The organism is Burkholderia diffusa (assembly GCF_902499115.1).
Taxonomy (GTDB): Bacteria; Pseudomonadota; Gammaproteobacteria; order Burkholderiales; family Burkholderiaceae; genus Burkholderia; species Burkholderia diffusa.
Map to the genome: position 1 here is coordinate 1 of NZ_CABVPN010000030.1, position 25,839 is coordinate 25,839.

The 25,839-nt window shown below is 68.2% G+C and carries 18 protein-coding genes and 1 pseudogene; 14 read left to right on the forward strand and 5 right to left on the reverse strand.

The features are described from left to right. The 3 genes and pseudogenes from BTE28158_RS26380 to BTE28158_RS26390 all read left to right on the forward strand — a co-directional run. Positions 1 to 305, forward strand: a 305-nt coding sequence (locus BTE28158_RS26380; RefSeq protein WP_174920166.1) for a hypothetical protein, incomplete at its 5' end; no start/stop codon positions are given. Between the two features lie 98 nt (positions 306 to 403). Further along, positions 404 to 1,999: an ABC transporter substrate-binding protein gene (locus BTE28158_RS26385; RefSeq protein WP_151048821.1), complete on the forward strand. Its 1,596-nt coding sequence runs from the start codon at positions 404 to 406 to the stop codon at positions 1,997 to 1,999. A 190-nt stretch (positions 2,000 to 2,189) separates the two neighbouring features. Then, positions 2,190 to 2,699: pseudogene (locus BTE28158_RS26390) on the forward strand (ATP-binding cassette domain-containing protein); the annotation flags it as partial. Between the two features lie 82 nt (positions 2,700 to 2,781). Here the strand turns inward: BTE28158_RS26390 and BTE28158_RS26395 are convergent. Next, positions 2,782 to 3,861, reverse strand: a complete 1,080-nt coding sequence (locus BTE28158_RS26395; protein ID WP_059600012.1) for an MBL fold metallo-hydrolase — start codon at positions 3,859 to 3,861, stop codon at positions 2,782 to 2,784. A gap of 326 nt (positions 3,862 to 4,187) precedes the next feature. Between BTE28158_RS26395 and aceK the strand changes: the two genes are divergently transcribed. From aceK to bioB, 9 genes are all read left to right on the forward strand, one after another. Further along, positions 4,188 to 6,017, forward strand: coding sequence for a bifunctional isocitrate dehydrogenase kinase/phosphatase (aceK, locus tag BTE28158_RS26400; protein WP_059600011.1), 1,830 nt, complete (start codon positions 4,188 to 4,190; stop codon positions 6,015 to 6,017). A gap of 67 nt (positions 6,018 to 6,084) precedes the next feature. After that, positions 6,085 to 6,852 (forward strand): carbonate dehydratase, encoded by a 768-nt coding sequence (gene can, locus BTE28158_RS26405; RefSeq protein WP_151048822.1) that lies wholly within the window; start codon positions 6,085 to 6,087, stop codon positions 6,850 to 6,852. A 135-nt stretch (positions 6,853 to 6,987) separates the two neighbouring features. Further along, positions 6,988 to 7,665 carry an SDR family oxidoreductase gene (locus tag BTE28158_RS26410; protein WP_059600010.1) on the forward strand — a complete coding sequence of 226 codons (678 nt, stop codon included), beginning with the start codon at positions 6,988 to 6,990 and terminating at the stop codon, positions 7,663 to 7,665. Between the two features lie 39 nt (positions 7,666 to 7,704). Beyond that, positions 7,705 to 8,142, forward strand: coding sequence for a YchJ family protein (locus BTE28158_RS26415; protein ID WP_059691402.1), 438 nt, complete (start codon positions 7,705 to 7,707; stop codon positions 8,140 to 8,142). Positions 8,143 to 8,249: 107 nt separating this feature from the next. Further along, the gene (locus BTE28158_RS26420) at positions 8,250 to 9,503 is read left to right on the forward strand and encodes a dienelactone hydrolase family protein (protein ID WP_151048823.1); all 1,254 of its coding nucleotides are present in this window, start codon (positions 8,250 to 8,252) and stop codon (positions 9,501 to 9,503) included. A gap of 550 nt (positions 9,504 to 10,053) precedes the next feature. Further along, positions 10,054 to 11,400, forward strand: coding sequence for an adenosylmethionine--8-amino-7-oxononanoate transaminase (gene bioA / locus BTE28158_RS26425; RefSeq protein WP_151048824.1), 1,347 nt, complete (start codon positions 10,054 to 10,056; stop codon positions 11,398 to 11,400). A gap of 23 nt (positions 11,401 to 11,423) precedes the next feature. Next, positions 11,424 to 12,656, forward strand: coding sequence for an 8-amino-7-oxononanoate synthase (bioF, locus tag BTE28158_RS26430; RefSeq protein ID WP_151048825.1), 1,233 nt, complete (start codon positions 11,424 to 11,426; stop codon positions 12,654 to 12,656). Further along, positions 12,653 to 13,372, forward strand: coding sequence for a dethiobiotin synthase (gene bioD, locus BTE28158_RS26435; protein ID WP_059600005.1), 720 nt, complete (start codon positions 12,653 to 12,655; stop codon positions 13,370 to 13,372). Before bioF ends, bioD begins: the two co-directional genes overlap by 4 nt. Positions 13,373 to 13,408: 36 nt before the next feature. After that, positions 13,409 to 14,428 (forward strand): biotin synthase BioB, encoded by a 1,020-nt coding sequence (gene bioB, locus BTE28158_RS26440; protein WP_059600004.1) that lies wholly within the window; start codon positions 13,409 to 13,411, stop codon positions 14,426 to 14,428. A gap of 96 nt (positions 14,429 to 14,524) precedes the next feature. Here the strand turns inward: bioB and BTE28158_RS26445 are convergent, their stop codons facing one another. Both BTE28158_RS26445 and BTE28158_RS26450 read right to left on the reverse strand, forming a co-directional pair. Further along, positions 14,525 to 15,250 carry a copper homeostasis protein CutC gene (locus BTE28158_RS26445; protein WP_151048826.1) on the reverse strand — a complete coding sequence of 242 codons (726 nt, stop codon included), beginning with the start codon at positions 15,248 to 15,250 and terminating at the stop codon, positions 14,525 to 14,527. A gap of 76 nt (positions 15,251 to 15,326) precedes the next feature. After that, positions 15,327 to 16,613, reverse strand: a complete 1,287-nt coding sequence (locus tag BTE28158_RS26450; RefSeq protein ID WP_059600002.1) for a sensor domain-containing phosphodiesterase — start codon at positions 16,611 to 16,613, stop codon at positions 15,327 to 15,329. Positions 16,614 to 16,904: 291 nt separating this feature from the next. On the opposite strand from BTE28158_RS26450, the gene BTE28158_RS26455 reads away from it, so the two are divergent. Further along, positions 16,905 to 18,572 carry a Na+/H+ antiporter gene (locus BTE28158_RS26455; RefSeq protein ID WP_151048827.1) on the forward strand — a complete coding sequence of 556 codons (1,668 nt, stop codon included), beginning with the start codon at positions 16,905 to 16,907 and terminating at the stop codon, positions 18,570 to 18,572. Positions 18,573 to 18,657: 85 nt separating this feature from the next. Here BTE28158_RS26455 and BTE28158_RS26460 read toward each other — a convergent pair whose 3' ends face one another. Next, the gene (locus BTE28158_RS26460; RefSeq protein WP_151048828.1) at positions 18,658 to 22,230 is read right to left on the reverse strand and encodes an indolepyruvate ferredoxin oxidoreductase family protein; all 3,573 of its coding nucleotides are present in this window, start codon (positions 22,228 to 22,230) and stop codon (positions 18,658 to 18,660) included. A gap of 2,001 nt (positions 22,231 to 24,231) precedes the next feature. Next, positions 24,232 to 24,789 carry a sugar O-acetyltransferase gene (locus BTE28158_RS26465; RefSeq protein WP_151048829.1) on the reverse strand — a complete coding sequence of 186 codons (558 nt, stop codon included), beginning with the start codon at positions 24,787 to 24,789 and terminating at the stop codon, positions 24,232 to 24,234. A 410-nt stretch (positions 24,790 to 25,199) separates the two neighbouring features. Here BTE28158_RS26465 and BTE28158_RS26470 point away from each other — a divergent pair, with 410 nt between their 5' ends. Next, positions 25,200 to 25,814: a glutathione S-transferase family protein gene (locus BTE28158_RS26470; RefSeq protein ID WP_059599998.1), complete on the forward strand. Its 615-nt coding sequence runs from the start codon at positions 25,200 to 25,202 to the stop codon at positions 25,812 to 25,814. The last annotated feature ends 25 nt before the right edge of the window (positions 25,815 to 25,839 follow it).

Here is a 25,839-nt window from a genome sequence, read left to right on the forward strand (position 1 = left end):
GCTTCTTCCGCTTCTTCCGCTTCTTCCGCTTCTTCCGCTTCTTCCGCTTCTTCCGCTTCTTCCGCTTCTTCCGCTTCCTCCGCTTCCTCCGCTTCCTCCGCCTCCGTCGCTCCAACAGATTCGCGCCGACCCGCTTCGATTCGCGGCCTCCCCACAACAGTCTCGCCCGCCCGCCGTTCGCCGCCGCACCTGCCCCGCCTCCCCCGCCGCTGCGCCGCCTCAACACGCATTCCGTCGCCAACGCAGCCGTTTTTCGCTCAACTCACCGCGTTCCGGCGCCTTTTTTCACGCGCGGCACGCTTTGACGGTATGCTATCGGCCAGCCGCGCCCGCCCTGCCCGCTTCCGGGCCGCGCCCGCATTCCGACACCCGGCAAAAAATCACAAGTCACGTGGGAGATCCTATGCAGGTCAAGCTGTTCGCCGCGGCCACGCTCGCCGCCGCCCTCGCCGCCCCCGGCCTCGCCGCCGCCAAGCCGCTCACCGTCTGCACGGAGTCGAGCCCGGACGGCTTCGACGTCGTGCAGTACAACTCGCTCGTCACGACCAACGCATCGGCCGACGTGATCTTCAACACGCTCGTGTCGTACGACGAAGCCGCGAAGAAGGTCGTACCCGCGCTCGCCGACAAATGGGAAGCGAGCGCCGACGGCCTGACGTACACGTTCCACCTGCGCCCCAACGTCGCGTTCCAGACCACCGACTACTTCAAGCCGGGCCGCACGCTCAATGCGGACGACGTCGTGTTCACGTTCTCGCGGATGCTCGACGATACGAATCCGTGGCACAAGGTGGCCGGCGCGAGCGGCTTCCCGCACGCGCAGTCGATGGGCCTCGTGAAACTCGTGAAGTCGGTCACGAAGGTCGACGACAGCACGGTGAAGTTCGTGCTGAACGAGCCGAATGCGACGTTCGTGCCGATCCTGACGATGGGCTTCGCGTCGATCTACTCGGCCGAATACGCGGACCAGCTGCTGAAGGCCGGCAAGCAGGCCGACCTGAATGCGAAGCCGGTCGGCACCGGCCCGTTCGTGCTCAAGAGCTACACGAAGGATGCGCTGATCCGCTACGACGTGAACCCGGCCTACTGGGGCACGAAGCCGAAGGTCGACCGGCTGATCTACGCGATCACGCCCGACGCGTCGGTGCGCATGCAGAAGGTGAAGGCCGGCGAATGCCAGATCGCGCTGTCGCCGAAGCCGCAGGACGTGCTCGCGGCGAAGGGCGAAAGCGCGCTGAAGGTCGTGCAGACGCCCGCGTTCATGACCGCGTTCGTCGCGCTGAACACGCAGAAGAAGCCGCTCGACAACGACAAGGTGCGCGAGGCCCTGAACCTCGCGTTCGATCGCGCGACCTATCTGAAGGTGGTGTTCGACAACACCGCGACGGCCGCGAACAACCCGTATCCGCCGAACACGTGGAGCTACGCGAAGGACATCGCGCCGTATGCGTACGATCCCGCGAAGGCGAAGCAGCTGCTCGCGCAGGCCGGCTTCCCGAACGGCTTTTCGACGACGATCTGGACGCGCCCGACGGGCAGCGTGCTGAACCCGAACCCGAAGGCCGGCGCGGAACTGCTGCAGGCCGACCTCGCGAAGATCGGTGTGAAGGCCGAAGTCAAGGTGATCGAATGGGGCGAGCTCATCAAGCAGGCGAAGCTCGGCCAGCATGACATGCTGTTCATGGGCTGGGCCGGCGACAACGGCGATCCGGACAACTACCTGTCGCCGCTGTTCAGTTGCAACGCGGTGAAGTCGGGCATCAACTTCGCACGCTTTTGTGACGCGCAGCTCGACAAGCTGATCGCCGATGGCAAGTCGACCGCCGATCAGGCCAAGCGTGCGAAGCTGTACGAATCCGCGCAGAAGATCATCCACGACCAGGCGCTGTGGATTCCGCTCGGCTACCCGACCGCGGCCGCGCTCACGCGCGCGAACGTGAGCGGCTATCGCGTGAGCCCGTTCGGCCGCCAGAACTTCGCTGCGGTCACGGTGCAGTAACCGCGCGTGGCGCGCAAGCGACGGCATGCTCGCCGGTCGCTTGCGGCGCGCGCGCCGCGCTTGCTACACTGCGCGCTCATTCCTCATACCGGACGCCAGCCGAAGTGAACAACTAAGCCTTCCCAAAAATGTTTTCGCCGCCGTGCCACGCACGCCGCGCGAAGGGTTTCACGCATTTTCGGAGGTGCTTATGGCTGCTGCCACGCCGACCGGCGCGCTCGTCGCGCTTCATCACGTTTCCATCCGCTTCGACGACGGCGTCACGCTGTTCGACTCGCTCGACCTGTCCATCGATCGCACGCCGACGGGTATCGTCGGCCGCAACGGCGCAGGCAAGAGCCTGCTCGCGCAACTGATCGCGGGCCGGCGCGCGCCGAGCGCGGGCACGATCGACCGGCAGACGCCGGTCGTCTACGTCGCGCAGCAGCACGATGACGCGCCGGCCGGCACGCGGACCGTCGCCGAGATCGCCGCGCTGGATGCGCCGCTCGCAGCCCTGGCGCGCCTTGCCGACGGCCGCGCGCACGCGCACGACTTCGACCTGATCGGCGATCGCTGGGACCTCGCCGAGCGGCTGCGCGCGGCGCTCGACGAGCCGACCAATCACCTCGATCTGGAATCGGTGCGCGCGATCGAAGCCGCGCTGGCCGGCTTCCCCGGCGCGATCGTGGTCGCGTCGCACGACGCCGCGTTTCTCGCGGCGCTCGCACCGACGCACACGATGCAATGGCAGCGCGACGGGTGGCGTTACGAACCCGTCGCGTGACGGTGACGATGCGCGCTCAGCGCGCGGTACGGAAACGCAGCACGCCGTCGTCACCCTGTTCGCGCACGAGTTCGCCCGCGAGCCACAGCAGGTTCAGGTGGGCGAGCGCCTCGCCGAGCGCGAACGTCATCTGGTGGATGTCGAGCTCGCGGCGGCGGAACATGATCGGCACGATGTCGGCCGCGCTCGCCGGCTTCTCCGCGCAGGCGACGCGCACTTCGTCGAGCCGCGCGTCGTGGTGCGCGCGCAGTTGCGCGATGCGCGTGCGCACGCCGCGGAACGGCTTGCCGTGCGACGGCAGCACGAGCGTGTCGGGCGCCATCGTCTCGTAGCGGCCGAGCGATTCCAGGTACAGCGCGAGCGGGTTGGCTTCCGGTTCGAGATCGAACACGGACACGTTGGTCGAGATGCGCGGCAGCACCATGTCGCCGGAAATCAGCACGCCGTCCGCTTCACTGTGGAGCGCGCAATGTTCAGGCGAATGACCGTAGCCGGTGACGACCCGCCACGTGCGCGCGCCGATCTTCACCGCGTCGCCTTCGCGCAGGCGCCGGTAGCGCGGCGGCACGGCCGGCACGAGGTCCGAGTAGTAGCTGCGGCGGCTGCGCAGCTTCTCGAGCGCGACCGGGTCGGTCAGGCCGTGGCGCGCGAAATGATCAGCCGCGGCCGCGCCGCCGGCGTTCGAACCGTTGCCGGCCGCCATCAGGCAGCCGAACATGTATTCGCCGAGCGTCATCCACAGCCGCACGTTCCAGCGGCCCTTGTCGCCGCCTTCGCAAAGCCAGTTCGCGAGGCCGAAGTGATCGGGATGGCAATGCGTGACGAGCACGCGCAGCACCGGCAGCCCGTCGAGATGCGTGTCGAAAATCTGTTCCCAGTGCGTACGGATCGCGTCCGACGAGATCCCGCAGTCGACGATCGTCCAGCCGGCCTGTCCGTCGATCTCGTCGCGCAGCAGCCAGAGGTTGATGTGATCCAGCGAGAACGGCAGCGGCATGCGCAGCCAGCGCACGCCGGGCGCGACCTCGAACGTGTCGCCCGCGGCGGGCAGCGTGTCGGCGAAGGGATAGTCGAGTTGGTGTTCCAGTGCGTTCATCGGTGGGGCGTCTCGTCGTTATCAGGGCAGGCAAGTGCGAATGCGGGGCAGGCGCGCGCGGGCTGCAGGCCGCGCGGGGATCGCGTCGATTCTATCGCCGTCGCGCGAAACGCGCGCCCGCGCTGGCGCCGGACGGGCAAAAAAAGTTCGTGCCAGAATCAATTCCGTACCCGTATCTTTACGCGAAGATGCACCGAACGGCATGTAACGGCGCACAACCCGCGCATTGACGGCGCTTGGGCGCCGGCCCTGAAAGTCATTGAAACGCCGACTTGGGCGCTAAAATGGCGAGTGCTTACAGCCCCTCTCGAACGAGCCTGCACGCGATGAATCACTTCCCCAAACTGCTGTCGTCGCAGATCGGTTTCGACGTCGCACAGACGATGCTCGAATACTTCGACCGCCACTACCGGATCTTCCGGGAAGCCGCCGTCGAGGCGAAGACGCTATACGAGCGCACCGACTGGCACGGCCTGCAGCGGCTGGCGCGCGAGCGGATCACGTCGTACGACGATCGCGTGCAGGAATGCGTCGAGGTGCTGGAGGACGAATACGACGCGGAGAACATCGACGACGAGGTGTGGCAGCAGATCAAGCTGCACTACATCGGCCTGCTCACGTCGCACCGCCAGCCCGAGTGCGCGGAGACGTTCTTCAATTCGGTGTGCTGCAAGATCCTGCACCGCTCGTATTTCAGCAACGATTTCATCTTCGTGCGGCCCGCGATCTCGACCGAATACCTCGAGAACGACGAGCCGGCCGCGAAGCCGACCTATCGCGCGTACTACCCGGGCACCGACGGGCTCGCGGCCACGCTCGAGCGCATCGTCACGAACTTCCAGCTCGAGCCGCCGTTCGAGGATCTCACGCGCGACATCGGCTGCGTGATGCAGTCGATCACCGACGAATTCGGCGAGTTCGACGCCGCGCCGAATTTCCAGATCCACGTGCTGTCGTCGCTCTTCTTCCGCAACAAGAGCGCGTACATCGTCGGCCGCATCATCAACGCCGATCGCGTGCTGCCGTTCGCGGTGCCGATCCGCCACGTGCGCCCGGGCCTGCTCGCGCTCGACACCGTGCTGCTGCGCCGCGAGCAGCTGCAGATCATCTTCAGCTTCTCGCATTCGTATTTCCTCGTCGACATGGGCGTGCCGTCCGCGTACGTGGACTTCCTCTGCACGATCATGCCGGGCAAGCCGAAGGCCGAGATCTACACGTCGGTCGGCTTGCAGAAGCAGGGCAAGAACCTGTTCTACCGCGACCTGCTGCACCATCTGTCGCATTCGAGCGACCGCTTCATCATCGCGCCCGGCATCAAGGGCCTCGTGATGCTCGTGTTCACGCTGCCGTCGTTCCCGTACGTGTTCAAGATCATCAAGGATCACTTCCCGCCGCCGAAGGAAACGACGCGCGCGCAGATCATGGAGAAGTACCAGCTCGTGAAGCGCCACGACCGTCTCGGGCGGATGGCCGACACGCTCGAGTATTCGAGCGTCGCGCTGCCGCTGTCGCGGCTCGACCATGCGCTCGTGCGCGAGCTGGAGAAGGAAGTGCCGTCGCTGCTCGAATACGAGGACGACAATCTCGTGATCAAGCACCTGTACATCGAGCGCCGGATGACGCCGCTCAACCTGTACCTGCAGAACGGCACCGACGCGGACATCGAACACGGCGTGAAGGAATACGGCAACGCGGTGAAAGAGCTGATGAAGGCCAACATCTTCCCGGGCGACATGCTGTACAAGAACTTCGGCGTCACGCGCCACGGCCGCGTCGTGTTCTACGACTACGACGAGATCGAGTACCTGACCGACTGCAACGTGCGGCGCGTGCCGCCGCCGCGCAACGAGGAAGACGAACTGTCCGGCGAGCCGTGGTATACCGTCGGCCCGCACGACATCTTTCCGGAAACCTACGGACCGTTCCTGCTCGGCGACCCGCGCGTGCGGACGGTCTTCATGAAGCATCACGCGGACTTTTTCGACCCTGCGCTGTGGCAGTCCAGCAAGGACAAGCTGCTGCAGGGCGAGTTGCCCGATTTTTTCCCGTACGACGCGTCGCTGCGCTTCAGCGTGCGCTACCCCGCGCGCTTCGACGCGACGCCGGGCGCCGATGACGCCGGTGACGATGCAGGCGACGCGCAGCGCGCCGCCTGACGCGCGACCGGATCCGATCGAATCGAACCCGTTATCGACCCGCTTTCCGCCAACGGAATCCACACCGATGAATACCCAAGACAATCCGCTTTCACATCTGTTCGACAACAACGACGCCTGGGTCAAGCGCCAGCTCGCCGAAGATCCCGACTTCTTCGCGCGTCTCGCCGATCAGCAGGCGCCGGAATATCTGTGGATCGGCTGCTCGGATTCGCGCGTGCCCGCGAACCAGATCATCGGCCTGCCGCCGGGCGAAGTGTTCGTGCACCGCAACATCGCGAACGTCGTCGTCCATAGCGACCTGAACTGCCTGTCGGTCATCCAGTTCGCGGTCGACATCCTGCGCGTGAAGCACATCATGGTCGTCGGCCACTACGGCTGCTCGGGCGTGAACGCGGCGCTCCACAACCGCCGCGTCGGCCTCGCCGACAACTGGCTGCATCACGTGCAGGACGTGCGCGAGCGCCACGCGGCGCTGCTCGACGAATGGCCGGTCGGGGAGGCGCGCTATCGCCGCCTGATCGAGCTGAACTCGATCGAGCAGGTCGTCAACGTGTGCCGCACGACGATCGTCAACGACGCCTGGGCGCGCGGCCAGTCGCTCACCGTGCACGGGCTCGTGTATGGCGTGCACGACGGGCGGATGCGCAACCTCGGGATGTCCGTGTCGAACTTCGACGCGCTCGATGCGACCTACAAGCGCTGCGTCGCGGCGCTGACCGCGCGTGGCCAGCACGCGCCCGACAACGACATGGTCGCGGCGGATGCCGCGCGGCTCGACGACGTCGCGCAGGCGGTCGCCGCCACGCTGAAACCGTGCGGCGACGCGAAGTAACGTCCGCCGGCGCGGCGCGCACGCGCCGCGCGGCACCCGGCCGAAGACGCATCACGCGCCTGGCCGCGACGGGCATCGCATTGATCTGACACCGACACTGCCGCGACGGCGGTGCACTGAGAAGGAGCGGCGAACATGAAAACCGTATTGATCGTCGGCGCATCGCGCGGCCTCGGACGCGAATTCGTCCGGCAATACCGGCGTGACGGCTGGAACGTGATTGCGACCGCGCGCGACGACGCGTCGCTCGCCGCGCTGCGCGAACTCGGCGCGCACGCGCACGCGCTCGACATCGCGCGGCCCGAACAGATCGCGGCGCTCGGCTGGAAGCTCGACGGCGAACGGCTCGACGCCGCGGTGCTCGTGTCGGGCGTGTACGGGCCGCGCACCGAAGGCGTCGAAACGATCGGCGCCGAGGATTTCGACGCGGTGATGCATACGAACGTGCGCGGGCCGATGCAGTTGCTGCCGATCCTGCTGCCGCTCGTCGAGGACGCGCGCGGCGTGCTCGCCGTCGTCTCGAGCCGGATGGGCAGCATCGCCGAGGCGACCGGCACGACCGGCTGGCTGTACCGCGCGAGCAAGGCCGCGCTGAACGACGTGCTGCGCATCGCGTCGCTGCAGACGCGCCACGCCGCATGCATCTCGCTTCATCCCGGCTGGGTGCGCACCGACATGGGCGGCGCGCAGGCCGCGATCGATCCGGAAACCAGCGTGACCGGCATGCGCCGCGTGATCGCGGAAGCCGGCGCGGACGTGTCGCGGTCCAACGGCCGTTTCTTCCAGTACGACGGCGTCGAGCTCAGCTGGTGAGCCGACATCACAACCCGGCGTCGTTAATTCACGATTCGCATGATTTTGAACCGACCTGACGCGTGCCCATGCGGCGGCGCGTCCCCCGCGCCTGCCGGCAAAGCCCCGGCACCGCGCTATGCGGCCTGCTGCGGCCGCTTCATCGACGGCGGCGAAGCCGCGCCGACCGCGCTCGAGTTGATGCGCTCGCGGTACAGCGCGTACGTGCTCGGCGCGACCGACTACCTGCGCGCGACCTGGGACGCGCGCACCTGCCCGGCCGATCTCGATGCGGACCCGGATGCGCCGGACGCGCCGCGCTGGCTCGGCCTCGCGATCAAGCGCCATGCGCCGCTCGACGAACGGCACGCGGAGGTCGAATTCGTGGCCCGCTACAAGGTCGGCGGGCGCGCTTACCGGCTCCACGAGACGAGCCGGTTCACCCGCGACGAGCACGGGTTCTGGCGCTATGTCGACGGTGAAGTAAGTGAACGCTGACAAATAGTTGCTGTGTCAGACGCCGGGTAATTCCCGCATTGCACAACCTGAATTTGTCGGGCTAGGATGGCCCTCAGATTGGTCATGTTGCATGGCAGGGCTTACGAATGGCGTTCAGCAAGGTATTGGTGGGATGGATGGCGGCCTGTGCGCTGTCGGCCGCTCAGGCCGGTGCGCTGCCGAACGTCGGCGCGGCCACGGCAAGCGGCTCGCTCGCTCACGCCGAGCGCTTCGATTACGGCGATTCGGGCCTTCCGCAAGTCGCCGCGAACCTCAACGAACAAATCATCAGCATTCCGGCCGATGCCTCGGGTTCCGTGATGCTCGAGGCCACGCTGTTCAAGCCGAACGGCCCCGGCCCCTTCCCGCTCGTCGTCTTCAACCACGGCAAGAACACCGGTGACCTCCATCAGCAGCCGCGCAGCCGGCCGCTCGCGTTCGCGCGCGAATTCGTGCGCCGCGGCTATGCGGTGATCGCACCGAACCGCCAGGGCTTCGCCGGGTCGGGCGGCTCGTACCAGCAGGAAGGCTGCAACGTCGGCAAGAACGGGCTCACGCAGGCCGCCGACGTCGACGCGACGGTCCGCTACATGTCGCGTCAGTCGTACATCGATGCGTCGCGCATCGTCGTCGCGGGCACGTCGCACGGCGGCCTCGTGTCGGTCGCGTACGGCACCGAAGCGGCGCCCGGCGTGCGCGGCATCATCAACTTCTCCGGCGGGCTGCGCCAGGATCTTTGCGACGGCTGGCAGCGCAATCTCGTCGATGCGTTCGACCAGTACGGCGCGCATACGGCCGTACGTTCGCTGTGGCTGTACGGCGACAACGATTCGGTGTGGACCCCCGCGCTCGTCGCTCAGATGCACGACGCGTACGTGTCGCACGGCACGCAGGCGCAGTTCATCGATTTCGGCCGCTACAAGGACGACGCGCACCGGCTGATCGTCGATCGCGACGGCGTGCCCGTGTGGTGGCCGGCCGTCAATGCGTTCCTCGCGGAACTGAACCTGCCGACCTCGGTGCGCTACGCGGTCGCCAACCCGCACGAACCGAAGGCGACCGGCTATGCGTCGATCGATGCGATCGACGCGGTGCCGTTCCTCGACGAGGCCGGCCGCGAAGGCTATCGCCGCTTCCTGAGCCAGCATCCGAGCCGTGCCTTCGCGGTGTCCGCCGAAGGCGCGTGGTCGTGGGCCGAAGGCGGCGACGATCCGATGGCGCTCGCGCTCGACAACTGCTCGAAGCAGGGTGCGGGCGCATGCCGGCTGTATGCGGTCAACGACCGCGTCGTGTGGAACGCGAACGCGACGCAGACGGCCGACGACGGCAACGCCAACTCGCGCGCACTCGCTTCGCGCTGACGCGCGAGCCGCGGCGCTCCGGGGCGGGCGCGGCCTGCGTCTGCCCTTCTCCCTTCTCCGTTTCGTGAACGCTCGCGCGGCCCGTGGCGGCGTTCGCACGCCCGTTCCCACGCCCGTTCACGCGGCCGCATGAGCCGCCGAAGAGCGCCCCGCCCGCCAAGCCCTCCGGGGTCGCTTTCCGGTCTTTCCTGAACCGCGGCCGCGCCTGAGTCCGCACGCCATTCGCCTACGACCGCGCACATCGCATCGCGCTTCCGCCCCTTTTTATTCGTGCCCCGATTTTTCGCCCATCGGCAACCGCCTGCGCCGCGATTTTTTTCTGTCGGGGGGTGTCACTCGAACGTCGTCATCTGCGGTCATTTCTGGGCATCTGGCGCGTACCGTCCCGAGCACCCCGTATCTGCGCCGAACTCCCGTCCAGCAAGGCTTTGCGGTGTTTGTAACCGGTAGTGCAACGTGCGGCGGAACACGCTAATCTCACCGCGTTTTCCGTCTGTCGCCGCGCGGCATCCCGTTCGATGCCCGCCGCCGTTTTACCCCCGGAGTTGCCTTGAGTACGCCAGCCACCGACGACTGGGTCGCGCGCAGCCTGCGCGCGGTCTGGCATCCCTGCACCCAGATGAAGCACCACGAGCGCATGCCGCTCATTCCCGTCGCGCGCGGCGCGGGCCTGTGGCTGTACGATCGCGACGGGCGCCGCTACTTCGACGCGATCAGCTCGTGGTGGGTGAACCTGTTCGGCCATGCGAACCCGGACATCAACGCGGCGCTGAAGGACCAGCTCGACACGCTCGAGCACGCGATGCTCGCCGGCTGCACGCACGAGCCGGCGATCGAGCTCGCCGAGCGGCTGCATGCGCTCACCGCGCGCACGCTCGGCCATGCGTTCTTCGCGTCGGACGGCGCGTCGGCGGTCGAGATCGCGCTGAAGATGAGCTTCCATGCGTGGCGCAACCGCGGCCGCGCGGACAAGCGCGAATTCGTGTGCGTTGCAAACAGCTATCACGGCGAGACCATCGGCGCGCTCGGCGTGACCGACGTCGCGCTGTTCAAGGATGCGTACGACCCGTTGATCCGCCACGCGCACGTGGTCGCGTCGCCCGACGCACGCGGCGCGCTGCCGGGCGAGACGGCCGCCGACGTCGCGGGGCGCGCGCTCGACGACGTGCGGCGCCTGTTCACCGAACGCGCCGACCGGATCGCCGCGTTGATCGTCGAGCCGCTCGTGCAATGCGCGGCCGGCATGGCGATGCACGATCCGTCGTACGTGCGCGGGCTGCGCGCGCTGTGCGACGAATTCGGCGTGCACCTGATCGCCGACGAGATCGCGGTCGGCTGCGGCCGCACCGGCACCTTCTTCGCATGCGAGCAGGCAGGCGTGTGGCCCGATTTCCTGTGCCTGTCGAAGGGCATCAGCGGCGGGTACCTGCCGCTGTCGCTCGTGCTGACGCGCGACGACGTGTTCGCGGCCTTCTACGACGACGACACGACGCGCGGCTTCCTGCATTCGCATTCGTACACCGGCAACCCGCTCGCGTGCCGCGCGGCGGTCGCGACGCTCGACCTGTTCGCGCGCGACGACGTGCTCGCGAGCAACGCACGCAAGTCGGCCGCGATGCGCGCGGCGCTCGCTCCGCTCGACGCGCACCCGCAGGTGCGTCACCTGCGCGAGCGCGGCACGCTGTTCGCCTTCGACGTCGCGCTCGACGGCGACGCGGCACGCGGCTTCTCGCGGCGCTTCTTCGAACGCGCGCTGGAACGCGAGCTGCTGCTGCGCCCGATCGGCACGACCGTGTACCTGATGCCGCCGTACGTGATGAGCGACGACGACATCGCGTGGCTCGCGCAACGCACGCGCGACACGCTCGACGTGACGCTCGCGGAGGTGGCGCGATGAAGCAATCCTCACGGGAAACGACCATGCCCCTGCTCGACACGCTGCAGCGCGGCCTCGCCGAACTCGATGCGCAGGGCCTGCGACGCGTGCGCCGCACCGCCGACACCGCGTGCGACGCGCACATGCGCGTCGACGGCCGCGACATCGTCGGCTTCGCGAGCAACGATTACCTCGGCCTCGCCGCGCATCCCGCGCTCGTCGCCGCGTTCGCCGAAGGCGCGCAGCGCTACGGCTCCGGCAGCGGCGGCTCGCATCTGCTCGGCGGCCATTCGCGCGCGCACGCGACGCTCGAGGACGAACTCGCCGGCTTCGCGGGCGGCTTCTCCGATGCACCGCGCGCGCTGTACTTCAGCACCGGCTACATGGCGAACCTCGCCGCGATGACGGCGCTTGCGGGCAAGCACGCGACGATCTTCTCGGACGCGCTGAATCACGCATCGCTGATCGACGGGATCCGGCTGTCGCGCGCGACCGTGCAGGTCTACCCGCATGCGGACATGGCCGCGCTCGCCGCGCTGCTCGATGCGTCGGAGGCCGAAACGAAACTGATCGTCAGCGACACCGTGTTCAGCATGGACGGCGACATCGCGCCGCTCGCCGAACTCGTCGCGCTGGCCGAACGCCACGGCGCGTGGCTCGTCGTCGACGACGCGCATGGCTTCGGCGTGCTCGGCCCGCAAGGCCGCGGCGCGCTCGCGGCCGCCGCGCTACGCTCGCCGAACCTTGTGTACGTCGGCACGCTGGGCAAGGCCGCCGGCGTCGCGGGTGCATTCGTCATCGCGCACGAGACCGTGATCGAATGGATGATCCAGCGCGCGCGCAGCTACATCTTCACGACGGCCGCGCCGCCGGCCGTCGCGCATGCCGTCTCGGCGAGCCTGAAGGTCATCGCCGGCGACGAAGGCGACGCGCGACGCGCGCACCTCGCAGCGCTGATCGAGCGCACGCGCGCGCTGCTGCGCATGACGCGCTGGCAGCCGGTCGACTCGCACACGGCCGTGCAGCCGCTCGTGATCGGCAGCAACGACGCGACGCTCGCGGCGATGCGCTCGCTCGACGCGCACGGCCTGTGGGTGCCCGCGATCCGGCCGCCGACGGTGCCCGCCGGCACGTCGCGGCTGCGCATCTCGCTGTCGGCCGCGCATTCGTTCGACGATCTCGCGCGGCTCGAAGCCGCGCTGATCGAAGCCAGCGAAGGAGCGGACCACCCCGACGCTCACGCGCGTTCGCTGCCCCCCGAGGAGGCTGCAGCATGACGGCCCCGCTTTCCCTCTTCGTCACCGGCACCGACACCGAGATCGGCAAGACCTTCGTGTCGGCCGCGATGCTGCACGGCTTCGCGCGGCACGGGCTGCGCGCGGCCGCGCTGAAGCCCGTCGCCGCCGGCGCGTACGAACGCGACGGCGTCTGGCGCAACGAGGACGCCGACCAGCTCGACGCGGCCGCGAACGTCGTGCTGCCGCCCGAGCTGCGCACGCCGTTCCTGCTGAAGGCGCCGGCCGCACCGCACATCGTCGCCGCGCAGGAAGGCGTGACGCTCGACATCGACACGATCGTCGCGAGCCACCGCGAAGCGCTGACGCGCGCGGACGTCGTCGTCGTCGAAGGCGTCGGCGGCTTCCGCGTGCCGCTGAACGACACGCAGGACACGGCCGATCTCGCGGTTGCGCTCGCCCTGCCCGTCGTGCTGGTCGTCGGCGTGCGGCTCGGCTGCATCAGCCACGCGCTGCTGACGGCCGACGCGATTCGCCAGCGCGGTCTCACGCTCGCCGGCTGGGTGGCGAACCACGTCGACCCGGCCATGTCGTACGCCGACGAGAACGTCGCGACGATCCGCGACTGGCTCGCGCGCGAGCATCGCGCGCCGCTCCTCGGCCGCATCGCGCACCTGCGCCCGGCCGCCCCCGAATCCGCGGCGGCGATGCTCGACATCGCCACGCTCATCGACACGCTGCGCCACGCGCGGCACTGATCTCCCGATCCCCGCATCCACGACAGGAAAACCACCATGACCCAAGCCCAGACCGCCGCCGTGCAACCCGACGCGATCCCCGTGGCCGCCCCGGCATCGCAGCGCTGGCGCGTCGCCGACGTCGTCGCGCTGTTCGAGCTTCCGTTCAACGACCTGATGTTCCGCGCGCAGCAGGTGCATCGCGAGCACTTCGACGCGAACGCGGTGCAACTGTCGACGCTGCTGTCGATCAAGACGGGCGGCTGCGAGGAGGATTGCGGCTATTGCTCGCAGTCGTCGCATCACGAAACGGGCCTGAAGGCCGAGAAGCTGATGGACGTCGACACGGTGCTCGAGGCCGCGCGCGCGGCGAAGGCGAACGGCGCGAGCCGCTTCTGCATGGGCGCCGCATGGCGCAACCCCAAGGAGCGCCACATGCCGGCGCTGACCGAGATGGTGCGCGGCGTGAAGGAGCTGGGCCTCGAGACCTGCATGACGCTCGGCATGCTCGAGGACGAGCAGGCGCAGCAACTCGCCGACGCGGGCCTCGACTACTACAACCACAACCTCGACACGTCGCCGGAGTTCTACGGCCAGGTGATCTCGACGCGCACGTACCAGGACCGTCTCGACACGCTCGACCGCGTGCGCGATGCGGGCATCAACGTGTGCTGCGGCGGCATCATCGGGATGGGCGAATCGCGCCGCGAACGCGCGGGTCTGATTTCGCAGCTCGCGAACCTGAACCCGTATCCGGAGTCGGTGCCGATCAACAACCTCGTCGCGATCGAGGGCACGCCGCTTGAAGGCACCGCGCCGCTCGACCCGTTCGAATTCGTGCGCACGATCGCGGTTGCGCGCATCACGATGCCCAAGGCCGTCGTGCGCCTGTCGGCCGGCCGCGAGCAGCTCGACGACGCGATGCAGGCGATGTGCTTCCTCGCGGGCGCGAACTCGATGTTCTACGGCGACCAGCTGCTGACCACGAGCAATCCGCAGACGCAGCGCGACCGCGCGCTGTTCGAGCGCCTCGGCATCCGCGCAAGCCAGGCCGACGCGCTGGCGGAGAACGCGTAAGCGACTGCGGCGCGTCTGGCTTGCAGACGAAAAAGCCGGGGCATGCCCCGGCTTTTTTTCACCCGATCGTCAGCGCACGGCTTTCAGCACCGCCCGTCACACATGCGCCGCCGCGCCGTCGAGCGCCGCGCGCACGCGCTCGACGCGCTGTTCGTCGACGGGCGCCAGCACCTCGCCGCGCGGCCGCACGCCCGAGCCGAAATGCACCGCGCGCACGCCGGTGGCGCGAATGAAATCACCGACCGCGTCGATCGTGAGCCCCGAGCCGGCCAGCACCGTGCAGGTCGAACCCGCCGCCTGCCGCACCAGCCGCGTGATCGTCGCGACCGCATCCAGCACCGACGGATGGCCGCCCGAGGTCAACACCGACGTGACGGCCGGCACGCGCAGCAGCGCGTCGAACGCGGCGTTGAGGTCGCGCGACACGTCGAATGCACGATGAAACGTCAGGTCGCGTCCGTCCACGGCTGCCGCGACGCGCTCGAGCGCATCGAGATCGACGTCGCCGCGCGCATCGAGCGCGCCGAACACGACACCGTTCGCACCGGCCGCGACAGCCGCGCGCACATCGCGCTCGATCACGTGCAGGTCGTCGGTGTCGTAGACGAACGATCGGCTGTGCGGCCGCACGATCACGTTCACCGGAATCGCCACGGCAGCCACGACGGCCTCGATCAGGCCGATGCTCGGCGTCAGCCCGCCTTCGCTGATGGCGGTCACGAGTTCGAGGCGGTCGGCGCCCGCGCGGGCGGCGGCCTTCGCGTCGCCGACGGTGGTGGCGATCACTTCGAGGAGGACGGAGGAAGCGGCGGTTCGGCTCATCGGCGGCTCGCGAATCGTCAGGACAATTCGCGCATCCTAGCCGAGCGGCGCGAACCGCGCCAGCGCGACGCCGTGGCTATGCGCCGTCCGCTTCCTCGTCGATCCAGTCGATATCGCCGCACAGCACGTGCTGCGCATCGCCGATGCGCACGGCCACCGACAGCGTCACGCATGGCTGCGCCTCGTTGATCGACAGGTACGGGCGCGTGACCTGCACGCGCCCGGGCTCGGCGATCGCCGTGCGGAAATACGGCCTGCGCAGCCAGTTCGCACCCTGCGCGTCGGACAACGGCGAGAAACGCGCCTCGGCGAGCGCGCGGTCCGCGCGCAGCACGACGTTGCGGCCCGCCTGGCGGCCCCGCGCGTCGAGCAGGAAGCAGCGCGCGGCGGCGTCGAGGGCGAGGAAGTTCCAGCACACCTCGTCGAGCGGCTCGCCGGCCGCCACCCGCTCGGCCGCACGCTCGAACGCGCGCAGGTACGGCGCGAGCCGCTGCGTATCGCGCCGCTCGCGCGCTTCGGTTTGTTGCCGAAAGCGCTCGGTCAGCTCGCCGATGCAGCCGGTCGCCGTCGCGCTGTCGGGCAGCCCGGGCGCCGGGCGGCCGAAGTAATAGCCCTGCACGAAATCCGCCTCGCACGACAGCGCGATCTGCGCGTCGTGCTCGGTCTCGATCCCCTCGACGAGCACGAGCTTGCCGGCCTCGTGCAGCAGCGTGACGAGCCCGTGCAGGATCGCGGTGAGCCCCGTGCGGTGCGCCGCGTGCGACAGCATGATCCGGTCGAGTTTCACGATGTCGGGGTTCAACTGCCAGATCCGCTCGAGGTTCGAGTGGCCGGCGCCGAAATCGTCGAGCGCGATCAGGAAGCCCTGCGCGCGGAATTCGCGCACGGCTTCGGCGAGCCGCTCGATGTCCTCCGCGCGCTGTTCGAGCACTTCGAGCACGACGCGGCGCGGCGGCATGCCGACCCGCTTCAGGTTCGCGAGCAGCGCGGCCGCCTGGAACGGGTCGGTGAGCACGCCGGGATGCACGTTGAGGAACAGCCATTCGCGCTCGGCGCCGAGCAGCGCGAAGTTCTCGAGATGCAGCGCCTGCGCGAGCCGGTCGAGCTGCAGCAGTTCGCCCTGGCGCGCGGCCTCGCCGAACACGTCGAGCGGCGACACCGCCCGGTCGAGCGCGTCATGGGCGCGCAATAGCGCCTCGTAGCCCACCGCACGCTGGTGCGACAGGCTGAAGATCGGCTGGAACACGGTGGTGAGCGTCAGGTCGCGATGCTGCGTCGCGAGGCGTTCGAGGCCGGAGCTCATCTCCCGCTCGAAACGATACGGCGAAGCGGTGGCCGGACGCTCCTGTTGCACGATCGTCATGGCGCCCTCCTGGTGTTGCAGCCGAACGCGGCGAGTGCTTGAAACGGCGCGCGCAATGTCATGGTGGAATCCTCGGTTGTCCGGCCAGTGCCGGACGGTACGCAAGCATCAAGCAAGCTCCGTGCAAGGCCTTGAACCACGCGCCACGCCTACGTGCGGCGCCGCCGCACCAGCGTGGCGCAGGCCGGATGCACCGTTTGCGTGCACCCGCACCGGCGCGCTCGAACGCACCCGTCATGCCGTCACGCTAAACTCCGTACGGTCGTTTCATTCTCCACACTTGCCGTATCGATGGAAATCGTCTTCACAGTCCTGATCCTGCTGCTGACCGTCGCGCTGTCCGGCGCGGTCACGCGCATCCTGCCGCTGCAATTGCCGCTACCGCTGATGCAGATCGCGTTCGGCGCGATGCTCGCGTGGCCGAAGCTGAACCTGCACGTCACGTTCGATCCCGAAATCTTCATGCTGCTGTTCATTCCGCCGCTGCTGTTCGCGGACGGCTGGCGGATTCCGAAACGCGAGCTGTACCTGCAGCGCCGCGCGATCCTGATGCTCGCGTTCGGGCTCGTGTTCATGACGGTACTCGCAGTCGGGTACTTCACGCACTGGCTGATACCCGAGTTGCCGCTGCCGATCGCGTTCGCGCTCGCGGCCGTGCTGTCGCCCACCGACGCGGTCGCGCTGTCAGGCATCGCCGGCAAGGGGCGGATTCCGCCGCAGCTGATGCACATCCTCGAAGGCGAGGCGCTGATGAACGACGCGTCGGGCCTGGTCGCGCTGAAGTTCGCGGTCGCGGCTGCGCTCACCGGCGTGTTCTCGCTGCGCGATGCGTCGATCTCGTTCGTGATCGTCGCCGCCGGCGGGCTCGCGACGGGCGCGGTCGTGTCGTGGGTGTTCAGCGCGCTGTCGACGCGCTTCCTGAACGCCGAGCAGGAAGGCGACCCGGCCCCCGGCATCGTGATGACGCTGCTCGTGCCGTTCGCCGCCTATCTGTTCGCCGAGCACCTCGAGCTGTCGGGCGTGCTCGCGGCCGTGTCGGCCGGGATGATGATGAACTACACGAGCTTCTCCCGCAAAAGCACGGTCGCGTCGCGCGTGCGGGCCGAAAGCACGTGGGCGATGATCGAGTTCGTGTTCAACGGCATGGTGTTCATCATGCTCGGGCTGCAGCTGCCGCACATCATCGGCCGCGCGCTCGTCGACGCGCATCACACGAGCGACGCGCTCGTCGGCCGGATGATCTTCAACGTATGCGCGATGATGCTCGCGCTGTACGCGATCCGCTTCCTGTGGGTCTGGCTGCTGCGCTGGATCGCGAGCCGCCGCGCCGCGCGCCACGGCCTCGCGGGCACGATGGCCGGCGTGCGCACGATCGCGGTGATGACGGTCGGTGGCGTGCGCGGCGCGGTCACGCTCGCGGGCGTGCTGTCGATCCCCGTCGCGCTCGCCGACGGCGCGCCGCTGCCCGGGCGCGACACTGCGATCTTCGTCGCGTCGGCCGTGATCCTCGGTTCGCTGGTCGTGGCGGTGATCGGCCTGCCGTTGCTGCTGCGCGGCGTGCGCTCGACGCGCAACCCGCTCGCCGACGAGGAGCGCACCGCGCGCGCGGCCGCCGCGCAGGCCGCGATTCGCGCGATCGACTCGTCGCACGACGCAATCTCGGCCGATCTCGACGAATCGGGCGCCGCGCGCTGCGCGGACATCTCCGCGCGCGTGATGGACCAGTATCGCCGCCGCCTCGCCGCGCTCGCGGAGGACGGCCCGACGCCGCGCGCGGAAGCCAAGCAGACCGAAACGATGGAACTGCAGATGCGGATCGCGGCGGTGCGCGCGGAACGTTCGGTGTTGTACCGGCTGCGCAGCGAAAGCAAGATTTCCGACGAGACGCTGACGAAGCTCATCCGCGAGATCGATCTGTCGGAAACGGCGCTGTCGACGCGCAAGAAAGGCATTCTCTGACGGGCTGGTCGATGCGCGTAAGCAATCGCCCATAAAAAACGGCGACGCCGAAGCGTCGCCGTTTTCCCATCCGCCCGTGTTCGCGTTACTTCGCGACGACGACCGGAATTCCCTTCAACATGCCGGCGCCCTTCATCTCGTCGAGCGCGTGCTGCACGGCCGCGCTCGTCGCCGCGTCGATGCCGAGCTGCAGCGCGAGCTCGCGCTCCGCGCGCTTCACGCCGGCCAGGTTGCGCACCTTCACGTGACCGAAGCCGCGCACGCGGGCGTGCAGGTCGGCCAGTTGCGTGACCTGCGCCGCATTGCCGGTGGTCGTCGCAGCGAGCGCGCGCGTGAGCGTCGTCTCGTAGTCGTCCGCGAGCGCGCGCTCCATCCTGCGCTCGACGGTGCGGCCGAACGGATCGAGCCACGTGCCGCGCAGGCTGCGCACACGCGCCAGCATGCCGAACACCGGCCACATCCACTGGCCGAACACGCGCTTCTTCGGCACGCTGCCGTCGCGGCCGGCCTTCGCGACCGTCGGCGGCGCCAGGTTGAACTTCACGCGATACGCCTGCCCCGGCACGCCTTCGAACTGCGCCTCGAGCGCCGTGCGGAACGCGTCGTCCGTGAAAAGCCGCGCGACCTCGTATTCGTCCTTCACCGCGAGCAGCCGGTAGAACGTCGTGGCGACCGCGCGTGTCAGCGCGTCGTCGCCCTTCGCGGCGGCCGCGTTCACGAGCGCACGGTACCGCTCGACGTAACGCGCGCCGCCATATGCCTCGAGACGCGCTTCGCGATCGGCGATCAGTTCGGCAAGCGTTTCCGCCGCGGCGTGCGCGGCCACCGCGTGACGCGCGTTCCACAACGCATCGAGGCCCGCCGCATCGCCGGCCGCCATTCGGCCGATCGCGAACGCGAGCTTGTTCATCGGCACCGCGACGTTGTTCAGCTCGATCGCGCGCATCATCGCGGCGAGCGACACCGGCACGAGGCCGAGCTGCCATGCGTAGCCGAGCATCAGGATGTTCGCGCCGATCGAATCGCCGAGGAATTTCGCGGCGAGCGCCTGAGCGTCGCAGCTCGACAGGTAGCCTTCACCGGCCGCATGGTGCATTTTTTCGAGCAGCGCATCCGCGTGCAGGTTCGCGTCGGGGTTCTGCACGAACGACGCGTTCGGAATCCTGTGCGTGTTGACGACGATCCGCGTGCGCTCATGACGCACCGTCTGCAGCGCCTCGGCGCTCGCGCCGACGACCATGTCGCACGCGAGCAGCACGTCGGCCTGCTGCGTGTCGATGCGCACCTGGTTGAGCCACCGGTCGCTCGACGCGATCCGCACGAACGACAGCACCGAACCGCCCTTCTGCGCGAAGCCCATGAAGTCGAGCACCGACGCGCTCTTGCCTTCGAGGTGCGCGGCCATGCTGATCAGCGCGCCGACCGTCACGACGCCGGTGCCGCCCACGCCCGTGACGAGCATGTCGTACGGCGCCGCGTCGAGATGCGTCGCGGGCACCGGCAGCGCGTCGACGCGCACGGCGAGCGCCGCCTCGTCGAACGCCGCGCCCGCGGCCTTCTTCAACGCCGCGCCTTCGACCGTCACGAAGCTCGGGCAGAAACCGTTCACGCATGAGTAATCCTTGTTGCACGACGACTGATCGATGCGGCGCTTGCGGCCGAGCGGCGTCTCGAGCGGCTCGACCGACAGGCAGTTCGACTGCACGCCGCAGTCGCCGCAGCCTTCGCATACCGCGTCGTTGATGAACAGGCGCTTGTCCGGGTCGGGGAACTCGCCCTTCTTGCGGCGGCGGCGCTTCTCGGCCGCGCAGGTCTGGTCGTAGATCAGCACGGTGACGCCCGGCGTCTCGCGCAGCTCGCGCTGCACCGCGTCGAGTTCGCTGCGGTGATGGAACGTCGTGCCCTTCGGGAACAGGCCGTGATGGCCGTCGTACTTCTCCGGTTCGTCGGACACCACGACGAAGCGCGACACGCCTTCCGCCTCGACCTGCCGTGCGATCTGCGGCACCGAGATGCTGCCGTCGACCGGCTGGCCGCCCGTCATCGCGACCGCGTCGTTGTAGAGGATCTTGTACGTGATGTTCGCTTTCGCGGCGACGGCCTGGCGAATCGCGAGGATGCCCGAGTGGAAGTAGGTGCCGTCGCCGAGGTTCTGGAACACGTGCTTCGTGTTGGTGAACATCGCGTGCGCGGCCCAGTCGACGCCCTCGCCGCCCATCTGGATCAGGCCCGTCGTGTCGCGCTCCATCCACGACGCCATGAAGTGGCAGCCGATGCCGGCCTGCGCGATCGATCCTTCGGGCACCTTCGTCGACGTGTTGTGCGGGCAGCCGGAGCAGAAGTACGGCGTGCGCTTCACCGCGTCCGCCTCGTTCGACAGGATCTGCGGCGCGACGAGATCGACGACGCGCTCGCGGCGATCGAGCGCCGGCTTGTGGCGCGCGAGCCAGGTGGCGAACACCGGCAGAATGCGCGACGGGCGCAGCTCGCCGAGCTCGGACAGCAGGCACACGCCTTCGGCATCGTGCTTGCCGAGCACGCGCGGGCGCGCACCGTCCGCGCGGTTGTACAGGTAGTCCTTGATCTGCTGCTCGATCACCGGGCCCTTCTCTTCGATGACGAGCACTTCCGACAGGCCGTCGACGAAGGTTTCGATCCGCGTCATCTCGAGCGGATACGACAGGCCGACCTTGTAGATCCGCACGCCGGCCGCTTCCAGGTCGGCGACGGTGAGGTCGAGCCGGCGCAGCGCTTCCATCAGGTCGAGGTGCGCCTTGCCGCACGTGACGATGCCGACGTTCGCGTGCGTGCTCGGCGCGATCCACTTGTCGATGCTGTTGGTGCGCGCGAAATGGCGCACCGCGTCGAGCTTCGCCGCGAGGCGCGCCTCGATCGTGAGGCTCGGCAGGTCGGGCCAGCGGTTGTGCAGACCGCCCGACGGCGGCGTAAAGCCCGCTGGCGCCGGCCATTGCGTCTGCAGCGCGTCGAGATCGACGGTCGAGCCCGACTCGACGGTCTCCGAGATCGCCTTGAAGCCGACCCACGCGCCCGAGAAGCGCGACAGCGCCCAGCCGTACAGCCCGAACTCGAGCATGTCCGCGATGTTCGACGGGTTCACGACCGGCATGTGCCACGCGATCATCGCGAAGTCGCTCTGGTGCGGCATCGACGACGACACGCAGCCATGGTCATCGCCCGCCACCACCAGCACGCCGCCGTGGGGCGACGAGCCATATGCGTTGCCGTGCTTCAGCGCGTCGCCGGCGCGGTCGACGCCGGGGCCCTTGCCGTACCACATCGCATACACGCCATCGACGGTGCGCTCCGGGTCGGCCTCGACGCGCTGCGTGCCGAGCACCGCGGTGCCGCCGAGTTCCTCGTTGATCGCGGGCAGGAAGCGCACGCCGCTGCCGTCGAGCAGCTTCTTCGCCTTCCATAGCTGCTGGTCGACCATCCCGAGCGGCGAGCCGCGGTAGCCGCTGACGAAGCCGGCCGTGTTCAGGCCCTGCGCGGTATCGGACGCGCGCTGCATCAGCAGCAGGCGTACCAGCGCCTGCGTGCCGGTCAGGAAGATCCGGCCGCGCGTGGCGGTCAGGTTGTCGGTCAGGCGGTAGTCGGATAGCGCGGGCGTGCCGTCAACGGGCAGTCGGGCGGTCATGGGGGATGTCTCCTGATTGTGTGTTCTGGGCTGCGCATCGGGGGCGTCGGGCGACGCCGGCCGGGCCAACTGGATGCCTCTATTTTTTCGCGGGAGGACGAGAAAGTTTTTTCTCATCTTGCTCGAACGGCGCCGGAGCGAGAAAAACTGCGCAGGATTTGGCCGGGAATTGAGAGAGTTTTCGCGCGGAGCGGCGGACGGCTTCTGGAGGCATCTCGGCGTGGGCGATGCGGTTGCCTCGAAAACGCGGGGATAGGCGGGAGGCCGCCCGCGGGCGCGGCGGTGTGCGCTCGCGGGCCGTGCGGCAAGGGTTCGCGCGGCGGAACAGGCGCGTCCTCACCCATCGGATGCACAGCGTTCCGATTGGTCGCAGATGCGGGATGTCCACAATGCCGGGGACTGCGAGCGAAACGGGCGGGCGCGCTCACCGGTCGATTGCACAGGGTTTCGAGTCGCGTCGGCGGCCGGATGTCCACACCTCGATCGGCCCGCGGTTCGAGCGGATGCCGGCGCTCACCGTTGAAATCCACAGCAAGGCGAGTCGATGTCGGCGGGAGATATCCACACCGCCCGATGCCTGTCCGGCCGCGGCGACGCTCGCTCTCACCTGTCGGATGCACAGATTTGCGACTCGGTTCGGCGGTGCGATATCCACACCGCTGTCCGCCCGTGCGTTGCTCCGGAGCGCGGTCCGCTCGTCGCGGCAATGCAAGCGCGGGTCCTGCGAGCGCGTGTCGGGTGCCGCGGCCGGCTTCGGCGCGGATGGGGGCGTCCGTGCGCGAGCCCTGACGAGGCTTTGGGGTTCATCGATACATGCCGTCGCGCGGCCGAACGAGGCGCAGGTCCGCGTGTGGACATCACCACCACCAGACACTAAAAACCCTGTGAATTTCGATGGTGAGCACCGGCACGCGATCGAACGAGGATGTCGATTCAGGTGTGGACAACCCAACCCGCGACGACTCGAAACGCTGTGAAATTCGACGGTGAGCGGCAATCGTCGACCAAACGAGAGCGCCGATTCCTGTGTGAACAGCGCGATCCACGACGACTCGAAACGCTGTGAATTCCGACGGTGAGCGGTGGCACGGCGATCGAACGAGGACGCCGCCCCGGGTGCGGACAGCCCGACCCACGACCACTCCAAACGCTGTGAAATTCGACGGTGAGCGTCGGCACGCTATCGCACGCAGTCGCCGCACGCAGTCGCCGATTCAGGCGTGAACAGCAGCGCCCGCAGCCCCGCCGAGGCCGCGAGATCCGGCCTCACACCGACGCGGCCGAACAGCACGCGCCCGCCCTCACCGCTGAAATACACAGCACGTCGACTGGTTCCGGCGACCGGATATCCACATCGCGGCACACACTCGAATGAAACGCGCGATCGCGAGTGCGGTTAGAATGCGCGACCCTCGAAGCCGCAGTCGACGATCAGAAACCGGCGCACGAGCCGACGCCCGGTCCGACCGGTCGCCGACGCTCACCATTGAAATACACAGCGATTCGAGTGAAGCCTGCGGCAGGATATCCACACCATGATGCGGGTGCGGACCTGTCGACGATCCGCGCACGCCGTTAGAATGCGCGGCGTTCCGGATTGTGCGCGACGCCCTGAAAGTCCGCACCAGGCAAGTCTCACGTGCAATCGGGCGACGGCGCTCACCGTTCCAGCGCACAGCTTTTTTCGTCGTCGGGAACCCGGTTGTCCACACCCCGCCTCGCGCATCGGGCCGCACGAGGTCGCACTCACCGGTGAAATGCACAGCGTGCCGAGTGGTTCCGGGGCCCGGATATCCACAACCGCCCCGGCGCGAAGATTTGCCGTCGGCGCATCGGCAACGTCGGTTCACGGCCCTGCCGGCGATCGGCGTCAAATGCCGGAAAACCCCGCAAATTCGGCCTCCGGCGGCACGCTCACCGTTCGAATCCACAGCATTTCGAGTGAACCGCGCGGCCGGTTGTCCACATTCGCTCCGCAGCCGGCGGCGCCCGCAAGCGCCCTCACTCGGCAATCGAACGGATGATCCGCGCCGGGTTTCCGCCGACCAGCGTATTCGGTGGAACGTCGCGCGTCACGACGGAACCCGCGCCGACAACCGAGTTCTCGCCAACCGACACGCCGCCGATGATCGTCGCGCCCGCGCCGATCCACACATTGCGCCCGATCGCGATCGGCCGGGCGACGACTGCGTCGCGTCGGCGGGATGGCTCGAGCGGATGGCCCGACGTGATGAGGCTGACGTTCGGGCCGATCATCACGTCGTCGCCAATATCGAGGCCGCCGAGGTCGTAGAATGTGCAGTTCTGGTTGACGAATACATTGCGGCCGATCCGCGTATCGGCGCCGCCCGTTGCGTAGAACGGCGGGATCAGCAGGAAGCCGTCGTCCATCGGCTTGCCGATCAGTTCCCCGAACAATGCCCGGACTTCGTCCGCATCGTCGAACGTCAGACGGTTGAGCCGCGTCGTGATCGCCATCGTCCGCTGGAGCTCCGTGCGCATCGCAGCCGATTGCGGCGTGCGCCGGGGAATGATCGTGGTGCGATCGTCGTTCGCCATTCGTTGATGTGCTCCGTATGCGATCGAACCGGCACGCTGCGCATCACGCAGCGCCTGACTCGCCGAATGCGATCGCCTGGCCTTGAATTCAATCTACTCGTTCGACCCGCTGGGTGGCCGACTTTCGTGTTTCGCGTCCCGTCGACGACCATCGTCCGGGCTCGCGCGACCAGCCGCCGACTCTGCCGTCGGACCCGCGTGGTCGCGGCCGCGTCGGTCGGGCATTCATCCGTCAATTCACGACTAGTTCATTAATAACTAGTTATTTCATGAACTTCGGCAGCACCTGGCTTTGCGCGGAACTCGCTACCAGATTCCAGCTTCCACCTTCCGCCCCTGTCCGAACCTCTCCCGCTCGGGTACGCTTGAGCATCCACCGAACGACACGCACACCGATACGCGGAGGCGCGATGAAGCTCTACTACTGGCCGAAGACCCGGGCATTCCGGGCGCTGTGGATGCTGGAGGAAATCGGCGCCGTCTACGAGCTCGTGCCGATCGACCTGCGTTCGCACGAACAGGGCAGCGACGCGTTCGTCCAGGTCAATCCGATGGCCAAGCTGCCCGCGCTCGACGACGGCAGCGAACCGTTCGCCGAATCCGGTGCCGTGCTGCTCTATCTCGCCGATCGCTGCCCGGGCGCCGGGCTCGGCATCGCGCCGGACGATCCGCTGCGTGGCCGCTTCCTGCAGTGGATGTTCTTCACGTCCACCTGCCTCGAACCCGCGATGGCCGAGAAATTCACCGGCGCGTCGGGCAATCCGGTCGCCTTCGGCTGGGGCAACATCACGCGCGTGCAGCGTGCACTCGCGCAAACGCTCGCTCACAATCGCTGGCTCGTCGGCGATCATTTCACTGCGGCCGACCTGTTGCTCGCCAGCACGCTGAAGACCGCGTTCGACGCGCACCTGCTGCCGCACGAAGGCGTGCTCGGCGACTATGTCGCGCGCGCCGAGGATCGCGACGGCCATCGCCGCGCGGTCGTGGTCGAACAGCGGGAAGCGGCGCGTCTGCTGCATGCGTGACGCATGAACGGCACGGCATTCGGTC